At 51.8% G+C, this 24,845-nt stretch carries 27 protein-coding genes; 1 reads left to right on the forward strand and 26 read right to left on the reverse strand.

The features are described 5' to 3' along the window. Positions 1 to 2: 2 nt before the first annotated feature. The gene (locus tag ACO0LK_RS02665) at positions 3 to 680 is read left to right on the forward strand and encodes a DUF2461 domain-containing protein (protein ID WP_186947687.1); all 678 of its coding nucleotides are present in this window, start codon (positions 3 to 5) and stop codon (positions 678 to 680) included. Here the strand turns inward: ACO0LK_RS02665 and tatC are convergent. The 26 genes from tatC to ACO0LK_RS02795 all read right to left on the reverse strand — a co-directional run bounded on the left by tatC (position 663) and on the right by ACO0LK_RS02795 (position 24,793). Continuing rightward, positions 663 to 1,439: a twin-arginine translocase subunit TatC gene (gene tatC / locus ACO0LK_RS02670; RefSeq protein ID WP_422971921.1), complete on the reverse strand. Its 777-nt coding sequence runs from the start codon at positions 1,437 to 1,439 to the stop codon at positions 663 to 665. The two genes, ACO0LK_RS02665 and tatC, sit on opposite strands and share 18 nt — an antisense overlap. A 44-nt stretch (positions 1,440 to 1,483) precedes the next feature. After that, positions 1,484 to 1,969: a Sec-independent protein translocase protein TatB gene (tatB, locus tag ACO0LK_RS02675; protein WP_422971923.1), complete on the reverse strand. Its 486-nt coding sequence runs from the start codon at positions 1,967 to 1,969 to the stop codon at positions 1,484 to 1,486. A gap of 46 nt (positions 1,970 to 2,015) precedes the next feature. Continuing rightward, complete coding sequence (gene tatA, locus ACO0LK_RS02680; RefSeq protein WP_162060924.1) at positions 2,016 to 2,234, reverse strand: Sec-independent protein translocase subunit TatA; 219 nt, start codon at positions 2,232 to 2,234, stop codon at positions 2,016 to 2,018. Between the two features lie 112 nt (positions 2,235 to 2,346). After that, a complete protein-coding gene (locus tag ACO0LK_RS02685; protein WP_186947690.1) occupies positions 2,347 to 2,718 on the reverse strand; it encodes a histidine triad nucleotide-binding protein in 372 nt (123 codons plus the stop codon). A gap of 107 nt (positions 2,719 to 2,825) precedes the next feature. Further along, the gene (locus ACO0LK_RS02690; RefSeq protein WP_422971925.1) at positions 2,826 to 3,179 is read right to left on the reverse strand and encodes a phosphoribosyl-ATP diphosphatase; all 354 of its coding nucleotides are present in this window, start codon (positions 3,177 to 3,179) and stop codon (positions 2,826 to 2,828) included. 24 nt (positions 3,180 to 3,203) lie between these two features. Next, a complete protein-coding gene (gene hisI / locus ACO0LK_RS02695; protein WP_422971927.1) occupies positions 3,204 to 3,605 on the reverse strand; it encodes a phosphoribosyl-AMP cyclohydrolase in 402 nt (133 codons plus the stop codon). Then, the gene (gene hisF / locus ACO0LK_RS02700) at positions 3,602 to 4,366 is read right to left on the reverse strand and encodes an imidazole glycerol phosphate synthase subunit HisF (protein ID WP_186947693.1); all 765 of its coding nucleotides are present in this window, start codon (positions 4,364 to 4,366) and stop codon (positions 3,602 to 3,604) included. The genes hisI and hisF overlap by 4 nt, the downstream gene beginning before the upstream one ends. Next, positions 4,363 to 5,154, reverse strand: coding sequence for a 1-(5-phosphoribosyl)-5-[(5-phosphoribosylamino)methylideneamino]imidazole-4-carboxamide isomerase (gene hisA, locus ACO0LK_RS02705; protein WP_186947694.1), 792 nt, complete (start codon positions 5,152 to 5,154; stop codon positions 4,363 to 4,365). Before hisA ends, hisF begins: the two co-directional genes overlap by 4 nt. 112 nt (positions 5,155 to 5,266) lie before the next feature. Beyond that, positions 5,267 to 5,905, reverse strand: coding sequence for an imidazole glycerol phosphate synthase subunit HisH (hisH, locus tag ACO0LK_RS02710; RefSeq protein WP_422971930.1), 639 nt, complete (start codon positions 5,903 to 5,905; stop codon positions 5,267 to 5,269). A 31-nt stretch (positions 5,906 to 5,936) separates the two neighbouring features. Then, positions 5,937 to 6,539, reverse strand: coding sequence for an imidazoleglycerol-phosphate dehydratase HisB (gene hisB / locus ACO0LK_RS02715; RefSeq protein ID WP_162060928.1), 603 nt, complete (start codon positions 6,537 to 6,539; stop codon positions 5,937 to 5,939). Continuing rightward, entirely contained in the window at positions 6,536 to 7,612 is a 1,077-nt protein-coding gene (gene hisC, locus ACO0LK_RS02720) for a histidinol-phosphate transaminase (RefSeq protein WP_422971933.1), read from the reverse strand. The genes hisB and hisC overlap by 4 nt, the downstream gene beginning before the upstream one ends. Positions 7,613 to 7,682: 70 nt before the next feature. Continuing rightward, positions 7,683 to 8,456 (reverse strand): DNA-methyltransferase, encoded by a 774-nt coding sequence (locus tag ACO0LK_RS02725; protein ID WP_422971935.1) that lies wholly within the window; start codon positions 8,454 to 8,456, stop codon positions 7,683 to 7,685. A 37-nt stretch (positions 8,457 to 8,493) separates the two neighbouring features. Beyond that, positions 8,494 to 9,810: a histidinol dehydrogenase gene (gene hisD, locus ACO0LK_RS02730; protein ID WP_422971937.1), complete on the reverse strand. Its 1,317-nt coding sequence runs from the start codon at positions 9,808 to 9,810 to the stop codon at positions 8,494 to 8,496. 17 nt (positions 9,811 to 9,827) lie between these two features. After that, positions 9,828 to 10,481, reverse strand: coding sequence for an ATP phosphoribosyltransferase (hisG, locus tag ACO0LK_RS02735; protein WP_186947935.1), 654 nt, complete (start codon positions 10,479 to 10,481; stop codon positions 9,828 to 9,830). Positions 10,482 to 10,492: 11 nt separating this feature from the next. Next, the gene (murA, locus tag ACO0LK_RS02740; RefSeq protein WP_422971939.1) at positions 10,493 to 11,743 is read right to left on the reverse strand and encodes a UDP-N-acetylglucosamine 1-carboxyvinyltransferase; all 1,251 of its coding nucleotides are present in this window, start codon (positions 11,741 to 11,743) and stop codon (positions 10,493 to 10,495) included. After that, on the reverse strand, positions 11,743 to 11,979 hold the full coding sequence (locus ACO0LK_RS02745; protein WP_186947700.1) for a BolA family protein: 237 nt from the start codon (positions 11,977 to 11,979) through the stop codon (positions 11,743 to 11,745). The genes murA and ACO0LK_RS02745 overlap by 1 nt, the downstream gene beginning before the upstream one ends. Positions 11,980 to 12,058: 79 nt before the next feature. Next, entirely contained in the window at positions 12,059 to 12,814 is a 756-nt protein-coding gene (locus ACO0LK_RS02750; protein ID WP_422972453.1) for an ABC transporter permease, read from the reverse strand. Between the two features lie 5 nt (positions 12,815 to 12,819). Next, the gene (locus tag ACO0LK_RS02755; RefSeq protein ID WP_186947701.1) at positions 12,820 to 13,740 is read right to left on the reverse strand and encodes an ABC transporter ATP-binding protein; all 921 of its coding nucleotides are present in this window, start codon (positions 13,738 to 13,740) and stop codon (positions 12,820 to 12,822) included. Positions 13,741 to 13,930: 190 nt separating this feature from the next. Beyond that, a complete protein-coding gene (locus ACO0LK_RS02760) occupies positions 13,931 to 14,206 on the reverse strand; it encodes an STAS domain-containing protein (protein ID WP_422971942.1) in 276 nt (91 codons plus the stop codon). Positions 14,207 to 14,222: 16 nt separating this feature from the next. Further along, positions 14,223 to 14,870, reverse strand: a complete 648-nt coding sequence (locus ACO0LK_RS02765; protein ID WP_422971944.1) for an MlaC/ttg2D family ABC transporter substrate-binding protein — start codon at positions 14,868 to 14,870, stop codon at positions 14,223 to 14,225. A gap of 138 nt (positions 14,871 to 15,008) precedes the next feature. After that, positions 15,009 to 15,791, reverse strand: coding sequence for an MlaA family lipoprotein (locus ACO0LK_RS02770; protein WP_422971946.1), 783 nt, complete (start codon positions 15,789 to 15,791; stop codon positions 15,009 to 15,011). After that, positions 15,788 to 16,267, reverse strand: coding sequence for an outer membrane lipid asymmetry maintenance protein MlaD (gene mlaD / locus ACO0LK_RS02775; protein ID WP_422971948.1), 480 nt, complete (start codon positions 16,265 to 16,267; stop codon positions 15,788 to 15,790). The genes ACO0LK_RS02770 and mlaD overlap by 4 nt, the downstream gene beginning before the upstream one ends. A gap of 195 nt (positions 16,268 to 16,462) precedes the next feature. Then, positions 16,463 to 17,233, reverse strand: a complete 771-nt coding sequence (gene mlaE / locus ACO0LK_RS02780) for a lipid asymmetry maintenance ABC transporter permease subunit MlaE (RefSeq protein ID WP_422971949.1) — start codon at positions 17,231 to 17,233, stop codon at positions 16,463 to 16,465. Then, on the reverse strand, positions 17,230 to 18,033 hold the full coding sequence (locus ACO0LK_RS02785; protein ID WP_422971951.1) for an ABC transporter ATP-binding protein: 804 nt from the start codon (positions 18,031 to 18,033) through the stop codon (positions 17,230 to 17,232). Before ACO0LK_RS02785 ends, mlaE begins: the two co-directional genes overlap by 4 nt. 493 nt (positions 18,034 to 18,526) lie before the next feature. Further along, positions 18,527 to 19,990, reverse strand: coding sequence for a glutamate synthase subunit beta (locus tag ACO0LK_RS02790; RefSeq protein ID WP_422971953.1), 1,464 nt, complete (start codon positions 19,988 to 19,990; stop codon positions 18,527 to 18,529). A 114-nt stretch (positions 19,991 to 20,104) separates the two neighbouring features. Beyond that, positions 20,105 to 24,793, reverse strand: a complete 4,689-nt coding sequence (locus ACO0LK_RS02795; RefSeq protein WP_422971955.1) for a glutamate synthase-related protein — start codon at positions 24,791 to 24,793, stop codon at positions 20,105 to 20,107. Positions 24,794 to 24,845: the final 52 nt, after the last annotated feature.

The following is a 24,845-nucleotide window of genomic DNA, read 5'->3' on the forward strand; positions in this document are numbered from 1 at the left end:
CCATGCACCTGATTGATTTGCAAGCTTACCTGTCCGAACTGGGCGACAACAATAACCGCGCCTGGTTTGTCATGAACAAGCCGCGCTACGACATCCTGCGCGCAGAATTCTTGCAACTGGTAACGGAACTGATTGCCGACATCAGCAAGTTTGATCCGGCGATTGCCGGGCTGGAACCGAAAAAAGCGTTGTTCCGCATCAACCGCGATGTGCGCTTTGCCCATGACAAATCGCCCTACAAGACAACATTTTCCTCGTCAATTTTACCCAGCGGGCGCAAAAAACCCAGCGAAGGCGGCGGGCCAGCTTATTATTTTCAGATGGATGGTACAGGACGCCTGTTTTATGCCTGCGGTGAATACATGCCGCCATCAGACCGCCTGAAAGCGATACGTAACCAGATCGTGGCTGACCCGGATGGCTTTGCCAAAGTATTGAAGGACAAGAAGCTGAAACAGTATTTTGGTGTCTTGCAGGATGAAGGCAAGCTGCAACGCCCGCCGAAAGGCTTTGATGCTGATCTGCCTCACATAGAGCAGATCAAGCTGAAAAATTTCATGGTGTGGACAGAATGCCCACTCAAGGGCATGGATACGGATGACCTGAAAGCCACCCTGCTGAAAGCCTACCAGAGCGCAAAGCCGCTGGTAAGCTGGTTAAGATCAGTTCCCGCCGTTTGATTCTGTCGATTCGGGTGCCTGAGTTGCCTTCACGAACAGCGGAGCAATCAGCAAACCCAGTTCAAACAGGATAATCATCGGTATGGCCAGTGAAAACTGGCTGACGATGTCCGGCGGTGTCACGATGGCGGCGATGACAAAAGCACCAACGATGACATAGGGGCGTATGGCCTTGAGTTTTTCCAGCGGTACCAGACCCATGCGTACCAGCACCACCACCACCACCGGCACTTCAAATGTCACCCCAAACGCCAGGCACATGGAAATGATGAAATCCAGGTAGTTTTCTATATCTGGCGCCACACTGATCGAGGTCGGCGCAAATTCATTAATGAATTTGAAGACGCGGCCAAACACCAGGAAGTAACAGAACGCGACGCCGCTCAGGAACAGGACCGAAGAAGAAATCACCAGCGGTGCCACCAGGCGCTTTTCATGGGTGTACAGGCCAGGAGCGATGAAAGCCCATGCCTGGTACAGTATCCACGGCAACGCCAGCATAAATGCCATCAGCAAGGTGACTTTCATTGGCACCAGGAATGGCGATATGACGCCTGTCGCTATCATTTTGGAACCCGCCGGCAGGGATGCCAGCATGGGTTTTGCAAGAAAGTCATAAATCGCCGATGGGCCAGGCCAGGCCATCAATGCTGCACAGGCTATACCCAGGCCATACATGGCCTTCACCAGCCGGTCACGCAACTCGACCAGGTGCGAGATGAAGCTTTCTTCAGGACTATGTTCCGTTTGCTCGCTCATGCGAATACCGCCAGATTATAAATACGCAAAAACATAAGCGACAATTAAAAGAAGCTGCTGCCAGAACGGGCTGTTACCCGATGGCGTGCCATTCTGGCCGAGCCTGAGATGATCTTCTGTCTTTGACCATGACGATTTTTGTACCAGGCAGGCACGGCAGAAGACCGTGCCAGTTTCTTGCGGCGGAAGTTTTTTGCCTTGACAGCCAGTTGTTCTGGCGTAGCAGTATGCAGGAGTGCAGACTCGGTTTCCTGTCCGATGTTGCGCAGTTCATTTTCGGTTTCTGACCAGGTCTGATGTATCGACTGCTCGACATTCTGGGCAGCCTCCTGCACATCCTTTTGCATCTTGCGCAACTCTTCCAGCTCGATTTCGCGGCTGACTTCGGATTTCACTTCATTGATATAGCGCTGCGCCCGTCCCAGCAGGGTACCGGCCATCCTTGCCACTTTTGGCAATTTTTCAGGGCCTATCACGATCAAGGCAACCACACCAATCAGGGCGAGTTTGCTGATACCCAGATCTATCATTGGTCAGACCTGGGCAGGAAATACGGATGAATCGTCAAAAAAAACATCACAGCTTGGATTTTTCTTTTGCTTCTACGTCTATGGTGCTTTTATCGGCAACCTGCTGGGAAGCAGCAGTTTTTTCCTCTTCGCCTTTGACGCCATCCTTGAAACCCTTGACGGCCTTGCCCAAGTCTGAACCGACATTACCCAGTTTTTTGGTACCAAACACCAGTACGATCACCACCAGAACAATCAGCCAATGCCAAATACTCAATGAACCCATTACTTACTCCTTGTGAGAGACTTGCTCCCGAAAAATATGATGATCAGAACGTTCAGTCCTGATAAGAATCCGATAACCGTAACGCGTATTTTATCGCACGGTCAAGCCAGTCTCAGCGTTGCCCACGCCATGGTTTGGGGCCGCCGATCACATGCATATGCAGATGATACACCTCCTGCCCGCCATCCGGTCCGGTGTTGATCAGGGTTTTATAGCCCCCGGACAGGCTGCCATCGGCCAGTTGCACTGGGGCACAACCATGTTCCTGCGCCAATTTTGGCGCCAGAGCCAGCATTTTACCCAGTAAAACCGTATGTTCCGGCTGCACAGCCGACAAAGTATCGATATGGGTTTTAGGGATAATCAGCAGGTGCACCGGGGCAGCCGGATTGATATCCTTAAAAGCCAGCAATTCTTCATCTTCATACACCGTGGCGGAAGGAATCTGTTTGGCAGCTATTTTACAAAAAATACAGTTATCCACGTTTTATCCGTTCATTTCAACAAGATGCATGATTATTTTGATACCGTTTGATACCAGTTAATACCGCTGAATACCGCTTAATACCAATTAAAGCCGGTTGATATCAGTCAGGCATCCTTGCGTGCCGCTTTTTCTTCTATGCCAGAAATACCTTCGCGCCTGGCCAGTTCGTCCAGCACCTGTTGAGGGCTGAGATCATACTGCGCCAACATGACAAGCGAATGAAACCAAAGGTCAGCACACTCATATAAAAGCTTGGTGGCGTCACCCGAGACGCGTGCATCCTTGGCCGCCATCACGGTTTCTGTTGCTTCTTCGCCTATTTTTTTGAGTATGGCATCGTCACCTTTGGAAAACAGGCGGGCGACGTAGGATTTGTCCGGATCACCACCATTGACCAGCTTACGGCTTTCTATGATCTCTGCCAGACGCTGCAAAGTCTGCTCTTGTGTTACTGTCATTTCACGGCACTCATTGGTAAATACTTACTTGTAAATACTTTCGGGGTCTTTCAGCACAGGGTCAACCGCTTCCCAGTCGCCATCATTCAGGCTGCCTTCAAATTTCTGGAAGAAGCAGGAATGGCGTCCTGTATGGCAGGCGATGCTGTCCGTCTGTTCTATCTTCAACAAAACCACGTCTTCATCGCAATCGATGCGGATTTCCTTGACCTTCTGGATGTGGCCCGATTCTTCGCCTTTATGCCAGAGTTTTTTGCGCGAACGGCTCCAGTAAACGGCTTCACCCAGTTCCACCGTTTTTGCCAGGGCATCCCGGTTCATCCAGGCAAACATCAGTACGTCATTGCTGCTGGCTTCCTGGGCGATGACAGGCACCAGGCCGTTTTCATCCCATTTGACCTTGTTCAACCATTTTGCCGCGCTCATGACAACCTCATGGGAATATGTTGTGCCGCCATAAATTGCTTTGCTTCACCGACTGTATGTTGTCCGTAATGGAAAATGCTGGCTGCCAGTACGGCATCCGCACCGCCGACTTTGATACCGTCCGCCAGGTCTTGCAGACCACCCACACCACCAGAGGCAATGACGGGAATGGAGACCGCATCCGACACTGCACGGGTCAGGCCCAGATCAAAACCCGAACGGGTACCGTCCTTGTCCATGCTGGTCAGCAAAATTTCACCGGCCCCCAGCTTGGCCATGTGCTGTGCCCATTCAACCGCATCCAAACCCGTGGCATTGCGGCCGCCATGGGTAAATACTTCCCATTTGCCTGGTGCTACATTTTTGGCATCGATGGCAACGACGATGCATTGCGAGCCATATTTATGCGCTGCATCGGCCACCAGTTGCGGATTGGTCACCGCCGACGTATTGATGCCAACCTTGTCGGCACCGGCATTCAGCAGTCGACGCACATCGGCGACCGTACGCACGCCACCGCCGACCGTCAGCGGGATAAACACTTGCGAAGCCACGGCTTCGATAATCGGCAAGATCAGATCACGGCCATCAGATGACGCGGTGATATCAAGAAAAGTAATTTCATCTGCGCCCTGCCCGTCATAGCGACGGGCGATCTCTACCGGATCACCGGCATCGCGCAGTTCCTGGAAATTAATGCCCTTGACGACGCGACCGGCAGTCACATCCAGACAAGGGATAATACGTTTGGCTAAGCTCATTCAGTTTCTTCTTCATCATCGAATTCACCGCTAAGTTCATCGGCACGATCCTGTGCTGACGACAAATCCAGGGTGCCTTCGTAAATCGAACGGCCACAGATCACACCTTCCACACCTTCATCCTGCACGGCACACAGGGCTTCCACGTCTGCCAGGTTGTGCACGCCGCCAGAAGCAATCACAGGAATGCTGACGGCTTGCGCCAGCTTGACGGTTGCTTCAATGTTCACGCCACCCATCATGCCATCACGACCGATGTCGGTATAGACGATGGCTTCGACGCCATAATCTTCAAATTTTTTAGCGAGATCGATAACTTCATGGCCTGACAATTTGCTCCAGCCATCGGTAGCTACCTTGCCATCCTTGGCATCAATGCCGACGATGATCTGACCTGGAAACGCGCTGCAGGCATCTGCCAGAAAGCCAGGGTTCTTGACCGCTGCGGTACCGATGATAATGTAGGACAGGCCGTCGTCCAGATAACGTTCTATTGTGTCCAGATCGCGGATACCACCACCAAGTTGCACAGGGATTTCTTCGGTATCGGTTTCTTCGGCATAGTCACGCACAGCCTGAATGATGGCTTTGACCGCAGCCTCATTTTTTGGCTTGCCGGCAAAGGCACCGTTCAAGTCCACCAGATGCAGGCGACGTGCACCCTGGCGCAGCCAGTGACGTGCCATTTCAGCAGGATCTTCGGAGAACACGGTAGCCTGGTCCATATCACCTTGTTTAAGGCGTACGCAGTGACCGTCTTTCAGGTCGATAGCAGGGATGAGCAGCATGATATGAGAAAAGTGTGGGCGTCAGATTGACAATAAAATGGATAAGTAAAAAGAATAGGCAAAACGAATAAGCAAAACGGAAAGCAAAAAATCTGTTCAGGAAAAAATGCGCTCAGGGTTTCCAGTGTACAAAATTCTTATACAGTTGCAAGCCGGCTGCTGCACTCTTTTCAGGGTGAAACTGTGTCGCAAAAATATTGTCGCGGGCTACTGCGCAGGCAAATGGACTGCCATAATCGGTCACACCGACTGTATGCTGGCCATCAGCAGGGCGCGCATAGTAGCTATGCACAAAATAAAAATAAACATCGTCTGCGATATCTTGCCACAAAGCGTGAGACTGTGATTGCTGTACACGGTTCCAGCCCATTTGCGGTACTTTGAAGCGTGAGCCATCTTCCTGCAACTGACCTTCCAGCGCAAAGCGTACCACTCTGCCGGGCAACAGGCCCAGGCCCGGTGTTTCACCTTCTTCACTGATGTCAAACAGCATTTGCTCACCTACGCAAACACCAAACAGGGGTTTGTTACGGGCGGCTTCCAGCAAGGCATCTTGCAACCCCGATTCACGCAGGCAGCTCATGCAATCAGGCATGGCGCCCTGCCCCGGCAGGACGATACGGTCTGCACTCTGGATATCGGCGATTTCGCCCGAGATCAATACATTGGCATCTGGCGCAACGGCACGCAGGGCTTGCGCTACCGAGCGCAAATTGCCCATACCGTAATCTACAACAACAATTTTGTTCATAATGATTTGCCAGCAAGGCTGGCATCAGGATTTAAAGGCTGCCTTTGGTCGAAGGTATGGTCCCGGCGGCGCGTGCATCGAGCTCGGTTGCCATGCGCAAGGCGCGGCCAAAAGCCTTGAATACCGTTTCGCATTGATGATGGGAGTTGTCGCCACGCAAGTTATCGATATGCAGAGTCACCAGCGCATGGTTCACAAAACCCTGGAAGAACTCACGCGTCAGGTCCACATCAAAATTGCCTATCATGGCGCGGGTAAAGGGAATATGGTATTCCAGACCTGGGCGGCCAGAAAAATCGATGACGACGCGTGACAATGCCTCGTCAAGAGGTACATAGGCATGGCCATAACGGCGGATACCTTTTTTATCACCTATGGCCTTGGCAAATGCCTGGCCCAGCGTAATACCGACATCTTCCACGGTATGGTGAGCATCGATATGCAAATCACCGACGGCTTCAATGTCCAGATCGATCAGGCCATGACGGGCGATCTGATCCAGCATGTGGTCAAGAAAAGGCACACCGGTGTTCAGTTTTTGCTGGCCAGTACCGTCAAGATTGATGGCGACACGGATTTGCGTTTCATTGGTATTGCGGGTAACCGCCGCAATGCGTTCAATTGGCTTATTCATTTTGATGATAAAGATGCTGCCAGGGCAGCAAGAAAAAGAGCATTCTCTTCCCGGGTACTGACTGTAATGCGCAGACAGTGTCCCAGCAGATTATGCATTTTACCTACATTTTTGACTAAAATTTTTTGTTCGCGTAATTTCACAAAGACTTGTTCGGCATTCGCAACACGAATCAACACAAAATTGGCAGCCGATGGAAACACTTGCACGTCTGGCAAGCTTGCCATCGCTGCCATCAATTCCGTGCGCTGCTGACGCAATTCGGCTGCCTGGGCATCCAGTACTTCTACTCTTGACAACACAAATTCTGCCGCCGCCTGCGTCAGTACATTGATATTGTAGGGGGGACGCACTTTTTCAAATTCATGCATCAGGGCATTATTGCCCGCCATATAACCAAGGCGTATACCTGCCAGGCCGAGCTTGGACACGGTACGCATGACCACCAGATTATCAAACTCTGCCAGCCGGGACATGAAACTGGCCTGGGCAAAGGGTTGATACGCTTCGTCAACGATGACGATACCCGTATCCCCCACTGCCTGCAAAATGGCAAGCATGTCATCGGCATCATACAAACTGCCGGTAGGATTGTTCGGATAAGCCAGATAGATGATGGCCGGTTGATGCTCGGCAATCGCCGCCAGCATGGCCGTTTTGTTCAGCGTGAAATCGGGGTTCAGGTCTACGCCCACAAATTCCAGCCCGGCAAACAGGGCCGACATCGCATACATGACAAAACCGGGCACCGGCGCCAATACCTTGGCACCTGGTTTGGCGCAGGCGATGGATACCATGCTGATGAGTTCATCCGAGCCGTTGCCCAGCACAATGTCATGGCCGGCAGGCACACCGAGCTTGTCGGCGATCAGTTGCTTGAGGCTGGCATACGCTGGCTGCGGATAACGGTTCAATGCCACACCCGCCAGATGCTGCGCCAGTTCCTGCTGCATGTCGGGTGGCAGCAGGTAGGGGTTCTCCATCGCATCCAGCTTCACAAAACCGCTGGCATCCGGCACATGGTAGGCGGACAGGCTGGCGATTTCAGGACGTATCAGTTTGGTGATGCTCAATTATTGCTCCATGTTCAGGCTCAGTTCATTGAAAATCGCGCAGGCCGGGTCTGAGTGATTAATCACTCAATCAAACAGAGATTTCTTCCGTATCGATCAGGGCCAGGCGATTTTCTATCATTGCGCAATAGTCGGCATTCAATTCGAAACCGACAAAATCACGCCCGCAACGTTTGGCAGCTACGGCGGTGGTGCCGCTGCCCATGAAGGGATCGAGAACAACACCGCCGGGTGGGCAGGAAGCCTTGATCATGCGCTCGATGATTTCGAGCGGTTTTTGGGTAGGATGTTCTTCGCGTTCGGCATGCTCTCTGTGCAGGCGCGACACACTCCAGACATCTTTGGGATTGAATCCCATTTCCAGCCATTTCGCGCCTTCGAAAATTTTCCGGCTGCGCGCTTTCTTGGTGGCTGCATCATACGGGATGCGTATTGCATCCAGATCAAAATAATAATCTTTGGCTTTGACAAAAAAGCCTATGGTGTCATGCACTGATGAATACTTGCGCACGCTGCCCCCCATGGAGGGTACCCGTCTGTCCCAGATGATTTCATTCATCATGCTCATGCGCTGCTTGAGCATGACAAAGACTTCTGGTGAATATCGCCAGGTCAGGAAGATGTACAGGCTGCCATTTGCTTTCAGTTTGGGCAAGGCCAAATCCACCCATTGCGCCATCCATTCCAGGTAGGCCGCAGATTCCATCTTGTCGGAATCATTGCCATAATCCTTGCCCAGGCCATACGGCGGGTCAGCCAGCAATAAATCGATACTGGCATCGGGCAAGCGCGCCAATCCTTGCAGCGCGTCTTCACAAAAAATCTGGTTACGCCATTCAGCCATCATATGCAGGTATTCATGGCAGACAGCGGTTTCGCCTTCATGACTTGAGCCGCAATTCTGCGCTGCGCGCGTGGGCCTGCAAGCCTTCGCCATATGCCAGCTCAGCAGCTACCTTACCCAGGGTCTGCGCGCCCTGCTCGCTGACGTGGATCATTGATGAACGCTTCTGGAAGTCATATACGCCCAGCGGTGAAGAAAATCTTGCGGTACGCGAAGTCGGCAACACATGGTTGGGGCCTGCACAATAATCGCCCAGTGCTTCAGATGAATAACGCCCGAGGAACATGGCCCCGGCATGACGTATCTTGTCTGCCCATTGCTGCGGATTTTCTGCGGAAATTTCCAGATGTTCGGCCGCGATGCTGTTGGCTATTTCACAGGCTTCATCCATATCGCGCACCTTGATCAGGGCACCGCGATTGGCCAGTGAAGTGCGTATCACTTCATGCCTGGGCATGTCTGGCAATAACTTGACGATGCTGGCCTGCACGGCTTCGATATAGGCTTCGTCCGGGCACAACAAGATAGATTGTGCCAGCTCGTCATGTTCTGCCTGCGAAAACAGATCCATGGCGACCCAGTCCGGGTCGGTCGTGCCATCGCACAAGACCAGAATCTCGGAAGGACCGGCAATCATATCTATGCCGACCACGCCAAACACACGGCGTTTGGCCGCAGCCACATAGGCATTACCTGGGCCAACAATTTTATCAACAGGTGGTATGGTTGCCGTGCCATACGCAAGCGCCCCGACAGCCTGGGCACCACCGATAGTGAACACGCGATCAACACCGGCAATTGCCGCCGCCGCCAATACCAGCGGGTTCTTCACGCCATCTGGTGTAGGCACGACCATGATGATTTCTTTGACGCCTGCCACTTTGGCCGGTATCGCATTCATCAATACGGAAGATGGGTAAGCAGCCTTGCCGCCCGGTACATAGATACCGACGCGATCGAGTGGCGTAACTTTTTGCCCCAGCACCGTGCCATCCGCTTCGGTATAACTGAAACCGGCAGAACCACATTCTGCTTTTTGAATTTCGTGATAAGCGCGTACGCGTGCTGCTGCAGTTTCCAGCGCTGTGCGACGCTCGGTATTCAGGGACGCCAGTGCTGCCTGCATTTCTTCCTGTGTCAACTCCAGCGCGGCAACGCTACTGGCATTCAAACGATCAAAGCGATTGGTCGCTTCCAGCACAGCGGTGTCGCCGCTGGTCTTGACGCTAGCCAGAATCTGGGCGGCAGCGCGGTCTATCGCTTCATCTTCACTGGCTTCAAAGGCCAGCAGTGAAGTCAGTTTCCTGGAAAAATCTGCATCGGCGGTATCAAGCCGGGTAATCAGGGATGCCATGCTGTTCTCTTGGTCAATTATGCATTTGCTTTGGAGGCGCGATCAAATGCCTCCAGTATGGGTTGCAGGCGTTCACGTTTCAATTTCAGCGCTGCCTGGTTGACCACCAGTCGTGAAGAAATTTCCATGATGTGTTCGACTTCTACCAGATTATTCGCACGCAGGGTGCTGCCGGTACTGACCAGATCGACAATCGCATCCGACAGACCAACCAGCGGTGCCAGTTCCATCGAACCATACAACTTGATCAGATCGACGTGCACCCCCTTGCTGGCGAAATGCTCACGCGCAGTTTCTGTGTACTTGGTGGCGACACGCAGGCGTGCCCCCTGACGTACGGCATTTTCATAATCAAAACCAACCGACACCGCCACCGACATGCGGCATTTGGCAATATTCAGATCGATAGGCTGGTACAGGCCTGCACCACCATGTTCATGCAGGACATCCTTGCCGGCTACGCCGAAATCGGCGGCGCCATATTGCACATAGGTAGGCACATCAGATGCACGTACGATAATCACGCGCACATCAGGATCATTGGTGGCCAGAATCAACTTGCGTGATTTCTCTGGATCTTCTGCCACACGTATGCCCGCTGCTTCCAGCAATGGCAGGGTTTCTTCAAAGATGCGGCCCTTGGACAAGGCCAGTGTCAATTGCGAAGATATGGGTGAAGACATTATTTGACTCGCTGTATCTGTGCACCAACTGCGGAGAGTTTGACTTCCATACGGTCATAGCCGCGATCCAGGTGGTAGATACGGTCGATCAGGGTTTCACCTTCGGCCACCATGGCAGCAATCACCAGCGAGGCAGAGGCACGCAAATCAGTGGCCATCACCGGCGCACCGACCAGTTTGTCGACGCCATTCACAATCGCCGTGTGACCATCGATTTCTATCTTTGCGCCCAGGCGGTTCATTTCCTGCACATGCATGAAACGGTTTTCGAAAATGGTTTCTGTCACGCGGCTGGTACCTTGCGCAATACAGTTCAAGGCCATGAATTGCGCCTGCATATCAGTAGGAAAACCCGGATATTCGGTAGTGCGGAACCCGACAGCCTTGGGACGTCCACTCATTTGCGCACGTATCCAGTCCGGACCTGTGGTCAGAATAACGCCAGCTTCACGCAATTTATCCAGAGCGACATCAAGAATGTCACTACGGGTATTTTTCAGGGTAATGTCACCACCAGTGGCAGCTACCGCGCACAGGAAGGTTGCGGTTTCTATACGGTCAGCGATCACGGTATGGGTTGCACCATGCAAGCTGTCAACACCCTGGATGACCAGACGATCTGTGCCTATGCCTTCTATCTTCGCACCCATGACAACCAGCAGGTTGGCCAGATCAGTGACTTCCGGCTCACGTGCGGCGTTTTCCAGCACGGTTTCACCTTCGGCCAGCGTGGCGGCCATCAGCAAATTCTCGGTACCCGTCACGGTAATCATGTCAGTGACGATGCGGGCACCTTTTAGTTTCTTTGCCCGTGCATGAATATATCCTGCTTCTATGGTGATCTCGGCACCCATGGCTTGCAGGCCCTTGATATGCTGATCCACAGGACGAGAACCAATCGCGCAGCCACCTGGCAACGATACCTTGGCTTCACCAAAACGCGCCAGCAAGGGGCCAAGCACCAGTATCGATGCACGCATGGTTTTCACCAGATCATACGGTGCTTCCAGCTTGTCGACGGCATTGCCATTGAGGGTAGTCACACCATTTTCCTGCGTGACTTGCAAACCCATCTGACGCAGCAGCTTCAGCATGGTGCTGACGTCCTGCAAGGATGGCACATTGTGCAAAACCACGTCACCCGAAGTCAGCAAGCCTGCGCACAGGATAGGCAGTGCCGCATTCTTGGCACCGGAGATGTGTATGTCACCATTCAGGCGCTTGCCGCCTGTAATCAATAATTTATCCATTATGCGGCGTACTCTTCAGGAGTCAGTGTTTTCATCGAAAGGGCATGTATTTCTTCACGCATGCGGTCACCCAGCACGGCGTACACCAGTTGGTGGCGCTGTATCGGGCGCTTGCCGGCAAAGGCAGCAGAAACGATCACGGCCTTGAAATGCTGGCCGTCGCCTTCGACTTCCAGGTGCGTACATTCCAGACCGGCTGCTATGTAATGTTTAATTTGTTCGGGCGTAGGAAACACGGCTAACTTTCTTGATCAAAATGGTGAAGCAACTGGTGTATTCATTAATGCTAACTCCGGGACGTACTTAGTGTCGTACTCAGTGTCGTAACTTATATCCACGTTTCAGCATATTGATGGCGATGGTAGCCAGCAACAGCGAAAATAGACATACGATCAGCAAACTTTGCAAAGGATCAACGTCGGACTTGCCGAAGAAGCCAAAGCGGAAGCCGTCTATCATGTAGAAAAACGGGTTGAAACGCGAAATACTTTGCCAGATACCAGGCAGGGAATGGATGGAATAAAACACGCCCGACAGGAAAGTGGCAGGCATGATCAGAAAGTTTTGAAAAGCAGCAAGCTGATCAAATTTTTCTGCCCAGATACCGGCGATCAAACCCATGGTGCCCAACATGGCCGCACCAAGGAAAGCAAAAATCGCTATCCACCACGGTGCGACAAAATGCAGGTCGGCAAACCAGGCCGTTACGATGAATACACCAGCACCGACGGCAACACCGCGCAGGATGGCTGCCAGCACATAAGCGCTGAAAATCTCCCAGTGCGACAGCGGTGGCAGCAAGATGAATACCAGGTTACCAGTGATCTTGGACTGTATCAGCGATGAAGAAGAATTTGCAAATGCATTTTGCAAGACACTCATCATCACCAGGCCCGGCACCAGGAAAGCCGTGTATTTGACACCAGGATAGACCTGCACATGATCTTCCAGCACATGTCCGAAAATCAGCAGATACAGGATCGCCGTCATGATGGGCGCGGTAATGGTTTGCGTGGCTACCTTCCAGAAGCGCAAGACTTCTTTGTAGAACAGGGTATTAAAGCCGGTCAGGTTACTCATTTGGCGCCCTCCATAATTTGCAGGAAGACATCTTCCAGATCCGCTTGCAGCAATTGCATATCCTCTATCACACAGCCATCCGCACGGAAGGCTGCCAGCATGCCTTCGACCTGATCATAGTCAGTCACACGCAGGGCAAACTGGCGTGGATCAGACGGTGTTTCATGCGTGATGACTTTGTCGCGCAGGCTGGCTGGTAGTGTCACCACTGCACTGGCCGCCAGCGTAATGCGCAATTGTGAGCCGGAAATGCGTTTGATCAGATTCGCTGTGCTGTCCAGCGCCACCACCTTGCCCAGTTTCAGCATGGCGATGCGGTTACACAGCGCTTGCGCTTCTTCCAGGTAATGCGTGGTCAGGACCACGGTATGGCCTTCGCGGTTCAGACGGGCAATGAATTGCCACAGTGTCTGACGCAATTCCACGTCGACACCGGCAGTCGGTTCATCCAGCACGATGACGGGTGGCTTATGCACCAGCGCCTGTGCGACCAGCACACGACGCTTCATACCACCAGACAGGGCGCGCATATTGGTGTCGGCCTTGTTGGTCAGATCAAGGTTTTCCATCACCTCGTCTATCCATTTGTCATTATTTTTCAGACCAAAATAGCCGGATTGCATGCGCAGGGTTTCGCGTACGGTGAAGAAAGGATCAAACACCAGTTCTTGCGGCACCACACCCAGCTTTTTGCGGGCATTGCGGTAATCCGTGACCACATCGTGGCCTTGCACGGTGATATTGCCAGCATCAGCCCGGTTCAGGCCCGCCAGAATGGAAATCAAGGTAGTCTTACCGGCACCATTAGGCCCCAGCAAACCGAAAAACTCACCCTCTTCGATAGTGAGTGAGACGCCCCCCAGTGCTTGTAGCGACTGGTAGCGTTTTTGTATATTGGTAATTTGTATGGCTGCCATCTGGCGTTGTTTGCACTTTACGTGCTCATCAGGGGTAGAAAGAACAAGAAGCTTGGGCTTAAACGCCATTCAGGTGGCGAAACCTTTGATTATAGGGGATTTTCCGGATTTGATCTGGAATGGCACAGCGTCATGGGCAGGCGCTGTGCATTTCAGTGACTGGCAGCACGACGCTACCAGGTGGGAAGCGTCAATGTCGTTCTGGAACGGCGACCTGAAACTGCTCGCTCAGGCCATATAAAGAGATCAGACTGAGCAAACTACCGGGAACGCCCTCGAACTGTAGTTGCGCGCCGCGCTGCAAGGCATGACGTTGCCATTCAATCATGACCGCCACGGCGCTTGAATCTATCTTGCTCAGATCAGACAAATCGAAGGCTAATTGCCCCGAGGCAATGGCAGACAAGCCCGCAGTCACTGCTGCGGGGGCATTGTCATGGCATAACTCGCCTGTTACTTTATACACAAATACCTCTTCAGGCTTATTTGCTGGCTGTTTTGCCAGCACCGGCAGCTGCCAGTTTTTTGTTCTTGTCAGCCAGTGTCTTGATCAGACCATCGATACCAGACTTGGTGATTTCTGCCGAAAAGCTGCCTTTATAGGTTTCCACCAACCATGCACCAAGTACATTGATGTCAAAAATCTTCCAGCCAGATGCAAGCTTCTCCAGGCGATAGTTCAACTGGATAGGCTCGCCACGGGTCTGGATCACCTGGGAACGGACTTCCACTTCTGTATCGTCAGCGGCAGCACGCATAGGTTTGAATTCTACGCGCTGGTCCTTGATCTGGGATATAGCGCCAGAGTAAGTGAACACTAACAGAGTGCGGAATTCGTTAGTCAACTGCTTTTGCTGGTCAGGAGTAGCTTCTTTCCAGCTTTTGCCGGCAGCCAGCGATGTCATGCGTGGGAAGTCGATGTACGGCAGGATCTTGCTTTCCACCATGTCATAGACACGCTTTTGATTACCGGCCTGAATTTCCTTGTCATTCTTGGCCAGATCAATGATTTCCTGACTGATGCGTTTGACCAATACATCCGGCGCTTCTTGTTGCGCCATCGCATTACCACCAAACAGGGCCATACCAAGCGTGGCCAGAGCAATTACTTTTGTGATCAGATTTTTCATTTTTATTCCTTTTTATGCGATATGCATACCGCGTTAACCTGCCAGCCTGCAACCAGGTTGACGGCTGTTATTATTTCTTACAATTTGTGCACGCCAGATCAGCATATCCAACAAGTAATTTACACAAACACAACGAACTTAATCATCTTCAGGATTTACCTGACCAGCCCTACGTTGCAAATAAGCATCCCGGAAAAATACATATTTATCCAGCGCCGCTTCTTCGAGCAAACTGCCGGCATCCAGCACCGATGCACGTTTGTCCACCAGACGCAACACTGTACCTATGTTTTTCACGTAGACCGGCCGCTTGTAGGTCCACAAATCACCTTTCATATCAACCGGGGTCGCCAGCGCATCACGTACTGTTGATGGCCCCAATACCGGCAACACCAGATACGGCCCGGACTTCACACCCCACTTGCCCAAGGTCTGCCCAAAGTCTTCATTGTGCTTGGGCATACCGGCAGCAGAACCGATGTCGAGCAAGCCGCCGATACCAATGGTGGTGTTGACGGCAAAACGCATGACGTCAGTCACACCATCATTCACGCGCCCCTGCAATATATTGTTCACCGCATTCCAGACATCACCGATATTGCTGAAGAAGTTACCGACACCGGTTTGCACAAACGTTGGCAAGGCAGCACGATAGCCTTCAGCCACTGGTTTGACGATAGCCTGATCGATGGTGTCATTGAAACTGAACATGGCACGGTTGAAACCTTCGAGCGGGTCACGCGGGTTTTTACCGATATTGGTCTTGGTACTCAATACATCAAGGGTTTGATCTGCCTTGTCCTTGATCTTGTCGACCGTTACCGTACTGCATCCCGTCAGCACGATGCTGGTGAGTAGCAGTAACAGGGGCAGCAGTCTGCGCAACCCGGAGAATGCAGGAAATGGGGATTGGGATTTCATTTTTTCTCTTCCGTATTGCCATCTGCGGCTTTACTGAACAGGAATTGGCTGATGAGGTTTTCCAGCACAATCGCATCCTGTGTAAATTTAATTCTGTCACCAGCAGCCAGGAATTTATCTTCGTCGCTGCCAGGTGCCAGACCTATGTATTGTTCGCCCAGCAAACCCGCCGTCAAAATCTTGATGGATGAGTTCTGTGGGAATTTATAGCGTTTTTCGAGATCCATCACGACCGTAGCCTGGAAGGTTTTATCATCAAACTTGATTTGACTGACGCGACCGACCACCACGCCAGCGCTTTTCACTGCGGCTCTGGGTTTAAGGCCACCGATATTATCAAAACGTGCCGTCACGGAATAGGTTTGCTCAAACGAAAGCGAACTCAGGTTACCGGCCTTCAGCGCCAGGAACAGCAAAGCCAGTGCACCCAGCACCACAAACAGACCAACCCAGAAATCCAGAGATTTTTTTTGCATTTTCTTTTTCCTACATTTTGTTAGCCCGCCATTTAGCGGGGCATCAACAAATCAATCCGTATGCGCCATCAGTAGAAATGAAACTCTTCATCATTACAGACGGGCGATGTTTAAAATTCAGGCATGCTGTACTTGCTCGCATATTCTATATACACGCTATACAAGGTGTATGTTTCCTCATCGTGTCATCCACGATCATTGAAACATCCACGCCGTCAGTATGAAATCCAGACACAACACCAGCAAGGAAGACACTACCACCGTCCTGGTGGTGGCACGCGCCACGCCCTCAGGTGTAGGCTGCGCTTCATACCCTTGAAACAGGGCGACAAAACTTACTGCAAAACCAAATACGATACTCTTGATGACGCCATTACCTATGTCTTGCCAGATTTCCACGCCAGCCTGCATCTGCGACCAGAAGGCGCCATTATCGACGCCTATCAGTTTCACGCCAACGATGTAACCACCAATCACACCCATCGCATTGAATATCGATGTCAATATTGGCATGGCAATAATACCTGCCAGAAAACGTGGTGCCAGCACCCTTTGTATAGGATTAACTGCCATCATTTCCATGGCGGCCAGTTGTTCACCTGCCTTCATCAAACCTATTTCTGCCGTCAATGAAGTACCTGCACGGCCAGCAAACAACAAGGCCGTCACCACCGGGCCCAGTTCACGCGTCAGTGACAGTGCCACCAGTAAACCCAGTGCTTCTTCTGAACCATAACGGTTCAAAACATAATACCCCTGATACGCCAGCACAAAACCGATGAACAATCCCGACACGGCAATGATCAGCATGGAATAATTGCCGATGAAATGTATCTGGTCTGTCACCAGGCGCGGCCTGCGCCACAAGCCCAGACAATTACTCAGGATAGAAAAAAAGCTGCGTGCAGAATAGCCAAGATCAGCCACAGTCGACCTGACAGCACCGCCTATTTTTTCAATTATCATGCACGCTTCTCCAGTCTAAGATCATCCTGTAGGGAAGCACCAGGGTAATGAAAGGGAACCGGACCATCTGCCTCGGCATGCACAAACTGCCTGACGTAAGGATCATCCGAGACCTGCATTTCTTCCGGCGTACCCTGTGCGACGATTTTGCCCTTGGACAAGAAATAGACATAATCCGCTATCGCAAAGGTTTCATGCACATCATGCGAAACCAGAATGGATGTAGACCCCAGAGCGTCGTTCAAGTTCCGTATCAGATTGGCAGCAACCCCCATGGAAATCGGGTCAAGACCGGCAAATGGCTCATCGTACATGATCAGTTCGGGGTCCAACGCCACTGCGCGCGCCAAAGCTACCCGTCTGGCCATACCACCTGAGACTTCAGACGGCATCAGACCTGCTGCATTACGCAAACCGACTGCCTGCAATTTAAGCAGCACCAGGTCGCGTATCATGGATTCACTCAGATCCGTATGCTCACGCAAGGGAAAAGCCACATTATCAAATACGCTCAGGTCGGTGAACAAGGCACCGTGCTGGAACAGCATGCCCATTTTGCGGCGGATAGCATACAAACCACTATTATCGAGCTTGCTGATTTCCTGTCCATTGACGCTGACACTTCCTTGCTGGGCGCGAATCTGCCCACCGATCAGACGCAGTATCGTTGTCTTACCTGATCCAGAACCACCCATCACGGCAATCAGTTTACCGCGTGGAAAATCCATATGCAGCCCGGACAAAATTGCCCGATCTCCATACCCAAAGTGGATATCACGAATTTCTACAAGATTTGGCACAGCAGAGAAGATAGTTTTGTAAAAGCTAGATTGTAATGCAGAACAGCAAAGAGGGTTGTACAGACAACTATGATAAAAATGCAACGATTCGCGATAAATTCGGAATAATTGAATAATTCCACGCAAAATGCAGCAAAACTAACCATCTCAAAATTTTATTCAAAAATGAGGGATGAAAAATAAATTTTTTAATGAACGATAAGTCAGTTATTTACAAATACTTACCCTTGAATCAACTTCTTTACTGTGTTAACGAACCTATTCAGGTATCCAGCATACACAAAAAACTGCTGCTACGTGATCAAGCATGAGTAATGTATGTGCATGTAACAACACAAATGAATCGGGGCAAGCCTTAAATGCCTGCCCCTTGCTTGCCCTTGCCTGCCCCCTTGCTTATTTCATATATCCAATACTTACTTCTGTTGCCTGCCCTTTGCCACTCTTATCAGCAGCATAGAACAACCAATACAGGTATTCAGTACAATTCCAACTAACGCGGCAGTACCGATTCGCCCATCAGGAATGCATCGACTTCACGTGCACACTGACGGCCTTCGCGTATCGCCCACACCACCAGCGACTGGCCACGACGCATATCACCTGCGGCATACACTTTATCGACATTGGTTTTATAGCAGCCGGCACCATCCGTGGTCGCTTTGACATTGCCACGCGCATCCTTGTCTACACCGAAAGCATCCAGTACCTGCTGGACTGGCGAGACAAAGCCCATGGCCAGCAAGACCAGATCGGCTTTCATTTCAAATTCGGAATCCGGCACTTCCTGCATTTTGCCGTCTTTCCATTCAACGCGACAGGCGATCAGCTTGTCGACTTTGCCGCCCTTGCCTTCCAGACGCTTGGTGGCAACTGCCCAGTCACGCTCGCAACCTTCTTCATGTGAAGAAGAAGTGCGCAATTTGGTTGGCCAGTAAGGCCAGACCATGGGCTTGTTTTCCTGTTCTGGTGGCTGTGGCATCAGTTCAAACTGGGCAACCGATTTGGCGCCATGACGATTCGAGGTACCGACGCAATCCGAACCGGTATCACCGCCACCGATCACCACTACATGCTTGCCACTGGCCATGATCTGGTCTTTGACCTTGTCACCGGCATTCACCTTGTTTTGCAATGGCAGAAAGTCCATGGCGAAATGCACGCCTTTCAATTCGCGGCCAGGCACTGGCAGGTCACGTGGTGTTTCTGCGCCACCGGCGATGATGACGGCATCAAATTCTTTTTGCAGTTGTTCAGGCGAGACGGTTTCCTTGGCCCAGTTGGTGACTGTTGCCGGGAAATCCTTGCCGACGAATATGCCGGTACGGAAAGTCACGCCCTCAGCTACCATCTGATCTACACGGCGGTCGATATGCGATTTTTCCATCTTGAAGTCAGGAATGCCATAACGCAGCAAACCACCAACGCGGTCATTCTTTTCAAACACGGTCACATCATGGCCAACACGTGCCAGTTGCTGCGCGGCGGCCATGCCTGCGGGGCCAGAACCGACCACGGCGATTTTTTTGCCGGTTTTGATGGAAGGCACTTGTGGCACAACCCAGCCATTTTCCCAACCTTTGTCGATGATGAAATGTTCTATCGACTTGATGCCTACTGCGTCACTGTTGATACCCAGGGTACAGGCAGATTCGCAAGGTGCGGGGCAAATACGGCCGGTAAATTCCGGGAAGTTATTGGTGGAATGCAGTGTATCCAACGCCAGTTTGTAATTGCCGTTGAAAACCAGGTCATTCCAGTCTGGAATGATGTTATTGACCGGACAGCCGTTGTTACAGAAAGGAATACCGCAATCCATACAACGTGCGGCCTGTACCTTAGCCTGACCATCATCCAGATGGACCAGAAATTCCTTGTAATGCTTTTTGCGTGACTGTGGTGCTTCGCTTGCTTCCTGCAAGCGCTGGTATTCCATGAAGCCGGTGATTTTACCCATTTTCTAACCTCAATATCGTTGCGGGCCTTTGCCCTGTCTTAATCTGAACAAGCTGAATAGTCTGAACAACACAAGCAGACACACCGCAGCCAGGCTGCGGCGTGGTCATCCGTTTTATGCTGTGACTTTTTCCTTTTTTCCTGCGGCTTGTTTGGCCGCATACATTTCACCCAGTGCGCGCTTGTATTCGGTAGGGAATACCTTGACGAACTTGGCGCGGCTACGGGCCCAGTCGTCCAGCAGATTGCGGGAACGGGTACTGCCTGTATGTTTGAAATGACGCTCGATCAGATTACGCAGAATGGCTTCATCTGTTTCTCTTTCACCGCCACTGAGGCGGCTATGCCAGATGGATTTGTCCAGCGTAGCTACCTGCACATCACCTGCCAGCAGTGGCTCCAGGGTCACCATGGACATATTGCATTTGGCTTCGAATTCGCCTTCCGGGTCATACACATAAGCGATACCGCCCGACATACCGGCAGCGAAGTTGCGGCCTGTGTTACCCAGCACGATGACGGTACCGCCAGTCATGTATTCGCAACCATGGTCACCGGTTCCTTCGACCACTGCCAGCGCACCAGAGTTACGTACCGCAAAACGTTCACCGGCAACACCGTTGATAAAGGCTTCGCCAGAAATCGCACCGTACAGCACGGTATTGCCGCAGATGATGTTATCAACCGCCCAGCCACGGAATTCGGTATTCGGACGGATGATGATGCGGCCGCCGGACAAACCTTTACCCACGTAGTCATTGCCCTCGCCCACCAAATCCAGGGTCACGCCATGCGCCAGGAAGGCACCGGCAGACTGACCGGCCGTACCCTGCAACTGGATATGGATGGTGTCATCCGGCAAACCGGCATGGCCGTATTTTTTGGCCACTTCACCGGACAGCATGGTACCGACAGTGCGGTTCAGGTTTTTGATAGGTGAGATAAAGGATACTTTTTCGCCGGTTTCCAAAGCGATTTTTGCCTGAGCGATCAGCTTGTTATCCAGTGCCTTGTCCAGACCATGATCCTGTACATCAATATGACGTATTGCTGCACCTTCAGCCACTTCTGGCTGATGGAAGATGCGGCTGAAATCCAGCCCCTTGGCTTTCCAGTGACCAACCGCTTTGGATTTGTCGAGCAAATCAACGCGACCAATCAGATCGTCATACGTACGGATACCCAGTTGCGCCATGATCTGACGCAGTTCTTCAGCAACGAAGAAGAAGTAGTTCACAACATATTCAGGCTTGCCAGAGAACTTGGCACGCAAGACCGGGTCTTGTGTCGCCACGCCGACCGGGCACGTGTTCAGATGGCATTTGCGCATCATGATGCAGCCTTCAACCACCAGCGGTGCTGTCGCAAAACCGATTTCGTCTGCACCCAGCATGGCTGCGATGGCAACGTCACGACCGGTTTTCATCTGACCATCGGCCTGTACCCGCACACGGCCACGCAAGCCATTCAAGACCAGCGTTTGCTGGGTTTCAGACAAACCCAGTTCCCACGGTGTGCCGGCATGTTTGATGGAAGACAAAGGTGATGCGCCGGTACCGCCATCATGACCGGCGATCACCACGTGATCCGCCTTGGCTTTGGAAACACCGGCAGCAATCGTACCTACACCCACTTCAGACACCAGCTTGACCGAGATCGATGCTTTTGGGTTGACGTTTTTCAAATCATGAATCAACTGTGCCAGATCTTCAATCGAATAAATATCATGATGCGGTGGAGGCGAAATCAAGCCCACGCCAGGTACCGAGAAGCGCAGTTTGGCAATGTATTCAGACACTTTGTGGCCTGGCAACTGACCACCTTCACCAGGTTTCGCACCCTGCGCCATCTTGATCTGTATCTGGTCTGCGGAACTCAGATATTCTGCCGTCACACCAAAGCGGCCAGATGCCACCTGCTTGATTTTGGAACGCAGGGAATCACCATCCTGCAAAGGGATATCGACTTCTATCTGGTCTTTGCCAACAACAGATGCCATAGTCTGGCCCTGCTTGATAGGGATGCCTTTCAGCTCTTGCTGATAACGCGCAGGATCTTCACCGCCTTCACCCGTGTTCGATTTACCGCCTATGCGGTTCATCGCCACAGCCAGCGTGGCATGTGCTTCGGTACTGATGGAACCAAGAGACATCGCACCAGTCGCAAAGCGTTTGACGATTTCCTTGGCAGCTTCAACCTGATCCAGAGGAATAGCCTTGGCTGGGTCTATCCTGAATTCAAACAGGCCGCGCAGAGTCATGTGACGCTTGCTTTGATCATTGATGATCTGGGCGTACTCTTTGTAAGAATTGTAGTTGTTGGAACGGGTGGAATGCTGCAGTTTGGCAATCGCATCCGGCGTCCACATATGGTCTTCACCACGTACACGGTAAGCATATTCACCACCGGCATCAAGTGCATTTTCCAGTACAGGGTCGCTGCTGAAAGCCAGTTTATGCAAACGCAGGGCTTCTTCTGCCACTTCAAACACGCCTATGCCTTCAACGTTGGACGCAGTACCCTTGAAGTATTTATCCACCAGCGATTTGTTCAAACCAATGGCTTCAAAAATCTGCGCGCCACAGTAAGACATGTAGGTCGAGATACCCATCTTGGACATGACTTTCATCAAGCCCTTGCCCACTGCCTTGGTGTAGTTGTAGACCGCTTTTTCAGCCGACAAATCGCCGGACAGGTCTTTCGCCATATCGGCCAGTGTCTGCATCGCCAGGTAAGGATGAACAGCTTCTGCGCCATACCCCGCCAGCAGGGCAAAGTGATGGGTTTCACGGGCAGAGCCGGTTTCCACCACCAGACCTGTCGTCGTACGCAAGCCTTTGCTGACCAGATGCTGATGCACGGTCGAAGTCGCCAGCAATGCCGGAATGGCGACATAGTTGGCATCCATCTTGCGATCAGTAATGATCATGATGTTATGACCAGACTTGACCGCATCGACCACTTCAGCACAGATAGAAGCCAGGCGTGCTTCAATGCCGTCCTTGCCCCATGCCACCGGATAACAGATATCCAGTTCATACGACTGGAACTTGCCGCCGGTGTTCGCGCTGATGTTACGCAGCTTGGCAATGTCGGCAAAATCCAGGATAGGCTGTGACACTTCCAGACGCATAGGCGGATTGATGTTATTGGTATCCAGCAGATTCGGTTTTGGACCAATGAAGGATACCAGCGACATCACCATCGCTTCACGAATAGGATCGATAGGCGGATTGGTGACCTGGGCAAACAATTGCTTGAAGTAATTATACAAAGGCTTCAGCTTGTTCGACATGACTGCCAGTGAAGAGTCGTTGCCCATCGAGCCGATGGCTTCTTCGCCAGCCAGGGCCATAGGTGCCATCAGGAACTTCAGGTCTTCCTGGGTGTAGCCGAATGCCTGTTGGCGATCCAGCAGACTGGCGCTGTATTCAGCCTTGTCTGCACCTGGCTTCAGGTCATTGAGCTTGATGCGTACTGATCGTATCCATTGCTTGTAAGGCTTGGCATTGGCATAGGTATCCTTGATTTCCTTGTCATCGATGATGCGGCCTGCTTCCAGGTCGATCAGGAACATCTTGCCTGGTTGCAGACGCCATTTTTTGATGATCTTGGATTCAGGAATCGGCAAAACACCGGATTCAGATGCCATGACGACCAGATCATCATCCGTGATGATGTAGCGTGCTGGGCGCAGGCCATTACGATCCAGTGTGCCGCCGATCTGGCGGCCATCAGTAAATGCCATGGCGGCCGGGCCGTCCCATGGTTCCATCATGGCGGCATGGTATTCATAGAAGGCGCGACGATTTTCATCCATCATGGTGTGATTTTCCCAGGCTTCCGGGATCATCATCATCATGGCTTGCGCAATAGGATATCCGGCCATGACCAGCAGTTCCAGCGCATTGTCGAAACTTGCCGTATCAGACTGACCTTCAAAAATCAGAGGATACAGCTTTTGCAAATCATCGCCGAGTACGGCGGATTTCATCACGCCTTCACGGGCTCGCATCCAGTTGAAGTTACCTTTTACCGTATTGATTTCACCATTGTGCGCAATCATGCGATACGGGTGAGCCAGCGGCCATTCAGGGAAGGTATTGGTAGAAAAACGCTGATGCACCAGCGCCAGCGCAGAAACACAGCGCTCATCCTGCAAATCTTTATAGTAGACACCAACCTGGTCCGCCAGCAACAAGCCTTTATATACAATGGTACGGGCTGACATGGATGGCACAAAGTATTCTTTGCCGTGGATGAGCTTCAGCGCTTCAATCGCGTGTACTGCGGATTTGCGGATGATATAGAGTTTGCGTTCCAGCGCATCCGTCACCATGATATCCGGGCCACGGCCTATGAAAATCTGGCGTATGACAGGCTCTTTTTCGCGCACGGTAGGCGACATCGGCATTTCGCGGTCCACCGGCACATCGCGCCAGCCAAGTACCACCTGGCCTTCGGCGCGCACGGCACGCTCGATTTCCTGTTCACAGGCCAGACGGGATGCATGTTCCTTAGGCAGGAAGATCATGCCGACACCGTATTCACCTGGCGGCGGCAGGTCGATGCCCTGCTTGGCCATCTCTTCACGATAGTACTGATCAGGAATTTGGATCAGGATACCGGCACCATCACCCATCAGGGCATCCGCACCAACGGCACCCCTGTGGTCCAGGTTTTTCAATATCAGCAAACCCTGATCAACGATGGCATGGGTCTTTTTGCCTTTGATATGGGCAACAAAACCGACGCCACAGGCGTCGTGTTCATTGGATGGGTCGTATAAACCTTGAGCATGCATAGTGATCTCCGGAAGACAAATTTAAATTCAGCACTTACGCAAAACCGCTATT

Source organism: Undibacterium sp. Ji49W (genome assembly GCF_049340205.1).
Classification (GTDB): domain Bacteria; phylum Pseudomonadota; class Gammaproteobacteria; order Burkholderiales; family Burkholderiaceae_D; genus Undibacterium.

What these genes read in the sequence shown, in the direction of transcription:
- tatB (WP_422971923.1), bottom strand. Translation starts at nt 1,969, where the DNA reads ATGATAGATCTGGGTATCAGCAAACTCGCCCTGATTGGTGTGGTTGCC.
- mlaE (WP_422971949.1), bottom strand. Translation starts at nt 17,233, where the DNA reads ATGATAATTGAAAAAATAGGCGGTGCTGTCAGGTCGACTGTGGCTGAT.
- ACO0LK_RS02765 (WP_422971944.1), bottom strand. Translation starts at nt 14,870, where the DNA reads ATGAAAAATCTGATCACAAAAGTAATTGCTCTGGCCACGCTTGGTATG.
- mlaD (WP_422971948.1), bottom strand. Translation starts at nt 16,267, where the DNA reads ATGCAAAAAAAATCTCTGGATTTCTGGGTTGGTCTGTTTGTGGTGCTG.
- ACO0LK_RS02755 (WP_186947701.1), bottom strand. Translation starts at nt 13,740, where the DNA reads ATGGCAGCCATACAAATTACCAATATACAAAAACGCTACCAGTCGCTA.
- ACO0LK_RS02725 (WP_422971935.1), bottom strand. Translation starts at nt 8,456, where the DNA reads ATGGCTGAATGGCGTAACCAGATTTTTTGTGAAGACGCGCTGCAAGGA.
- hisD (WP_422971937.1), bottom strand. Translation starts at nt 9,810, where the DNA reads ATGGCATCCCTGATTACCCGGCTTGATACCGCCGATGCAGATTTTTCC.
- murA (WP_422971939.1), bottom strand. Translation starts at nt 11,743, where the DNA reads ATGGATAAATTATTGATTACAGGCGGCAAGCGCCTGAATGGTGACATA.
- ACO0LK_RS02770 (WP_422971946.1), bottom strand. Translation starts at nt 15,791, where the DNA reads ATGAAATCCCAATCCCCATTTCCTGCATTCTCCGGGTTGCGCAGACTG.
- ACO0LK_RS02790 (WP_422971953.1), bottom strand. Translation starts at nt 19,990, where the DNA reads ATGGGTAAAATCACCGGCTTCATGGAATACCAGCGCTTGCAGGAAGCA.
- hisB (WP_162060928.1), bottom strand. Translation starts at nt 6,539, where the DNA reads ATGAATAAGCCAATTGAACGCATTGCGGCGGTTACCCGCAATACCAAT.
- ACO0LK_RS02665 (WP_186947687.1), top strand. Translation starts at nt 3, where the DNA reads ATGCACCTGATTGATTTGCAAGCTTACCTGTCCGAACTGGGCGACAAC.
- hisF (WP_186947693.1), bottom strand. Translation starts at nt 4,366, where the DNA reads ATGAGCTTAGCCAAACGTATTATCCCTTGTCTGGATGTGACTGCCGGT.
- ACO0LK_RS02690 (WP_422971925.1), bottom strand. Translation starts at nt 3,179, where the DNA reads ATGACAGTAACACAAGAGCAGACTTTGCAGCGTCTGGCAGAGATCATA.
- hisI (WP_422971927.1), bottom strand. Translation starts at nt 3,605, where the DNA reads ATGAGCGCGGCAAAATGGTTGAACAAGGTCAAATGGGATGAAAACGGC.
- hisH (WP_422971930.1), bottom strand. Translation starts at nt 5,905, where the DNA reads ATGAACAAAATTGTTGTTGTAGATTACGGTATGGGCAATTTGCGCTCG.
- tatC (WP_422971921.1), bottom strand. Translation starts at nt 1,439, where the DNA reads ATGAGCGAGCAAACGGAACATAGTCCTGAAGAAAGCTTCATCTCGCAC.
- hisA (WP_186947694.1), bottom strand. Translation starts at nt 5,154, where the DNA reads ATGCTGCTCATCCCTGCTATCGACCTGAAAGACGGTCACTGCGTACGC.
- tatA (WP_162060924.1), bottom strand. Translation starts at nt 2,234, where the DNA reads ATGGGTTCATTGAGTATTTGGCATTGGCTGATTGTTCTGGTGGTGATC.
- ACO0LK_RS02795 (WP_422971955.1), bottom strand. Translation starts at nt 24,793, where the DNA reads ATGCATGCTCAAGGTTTATACGACCCATCCAATGAACACGACGCCTGT.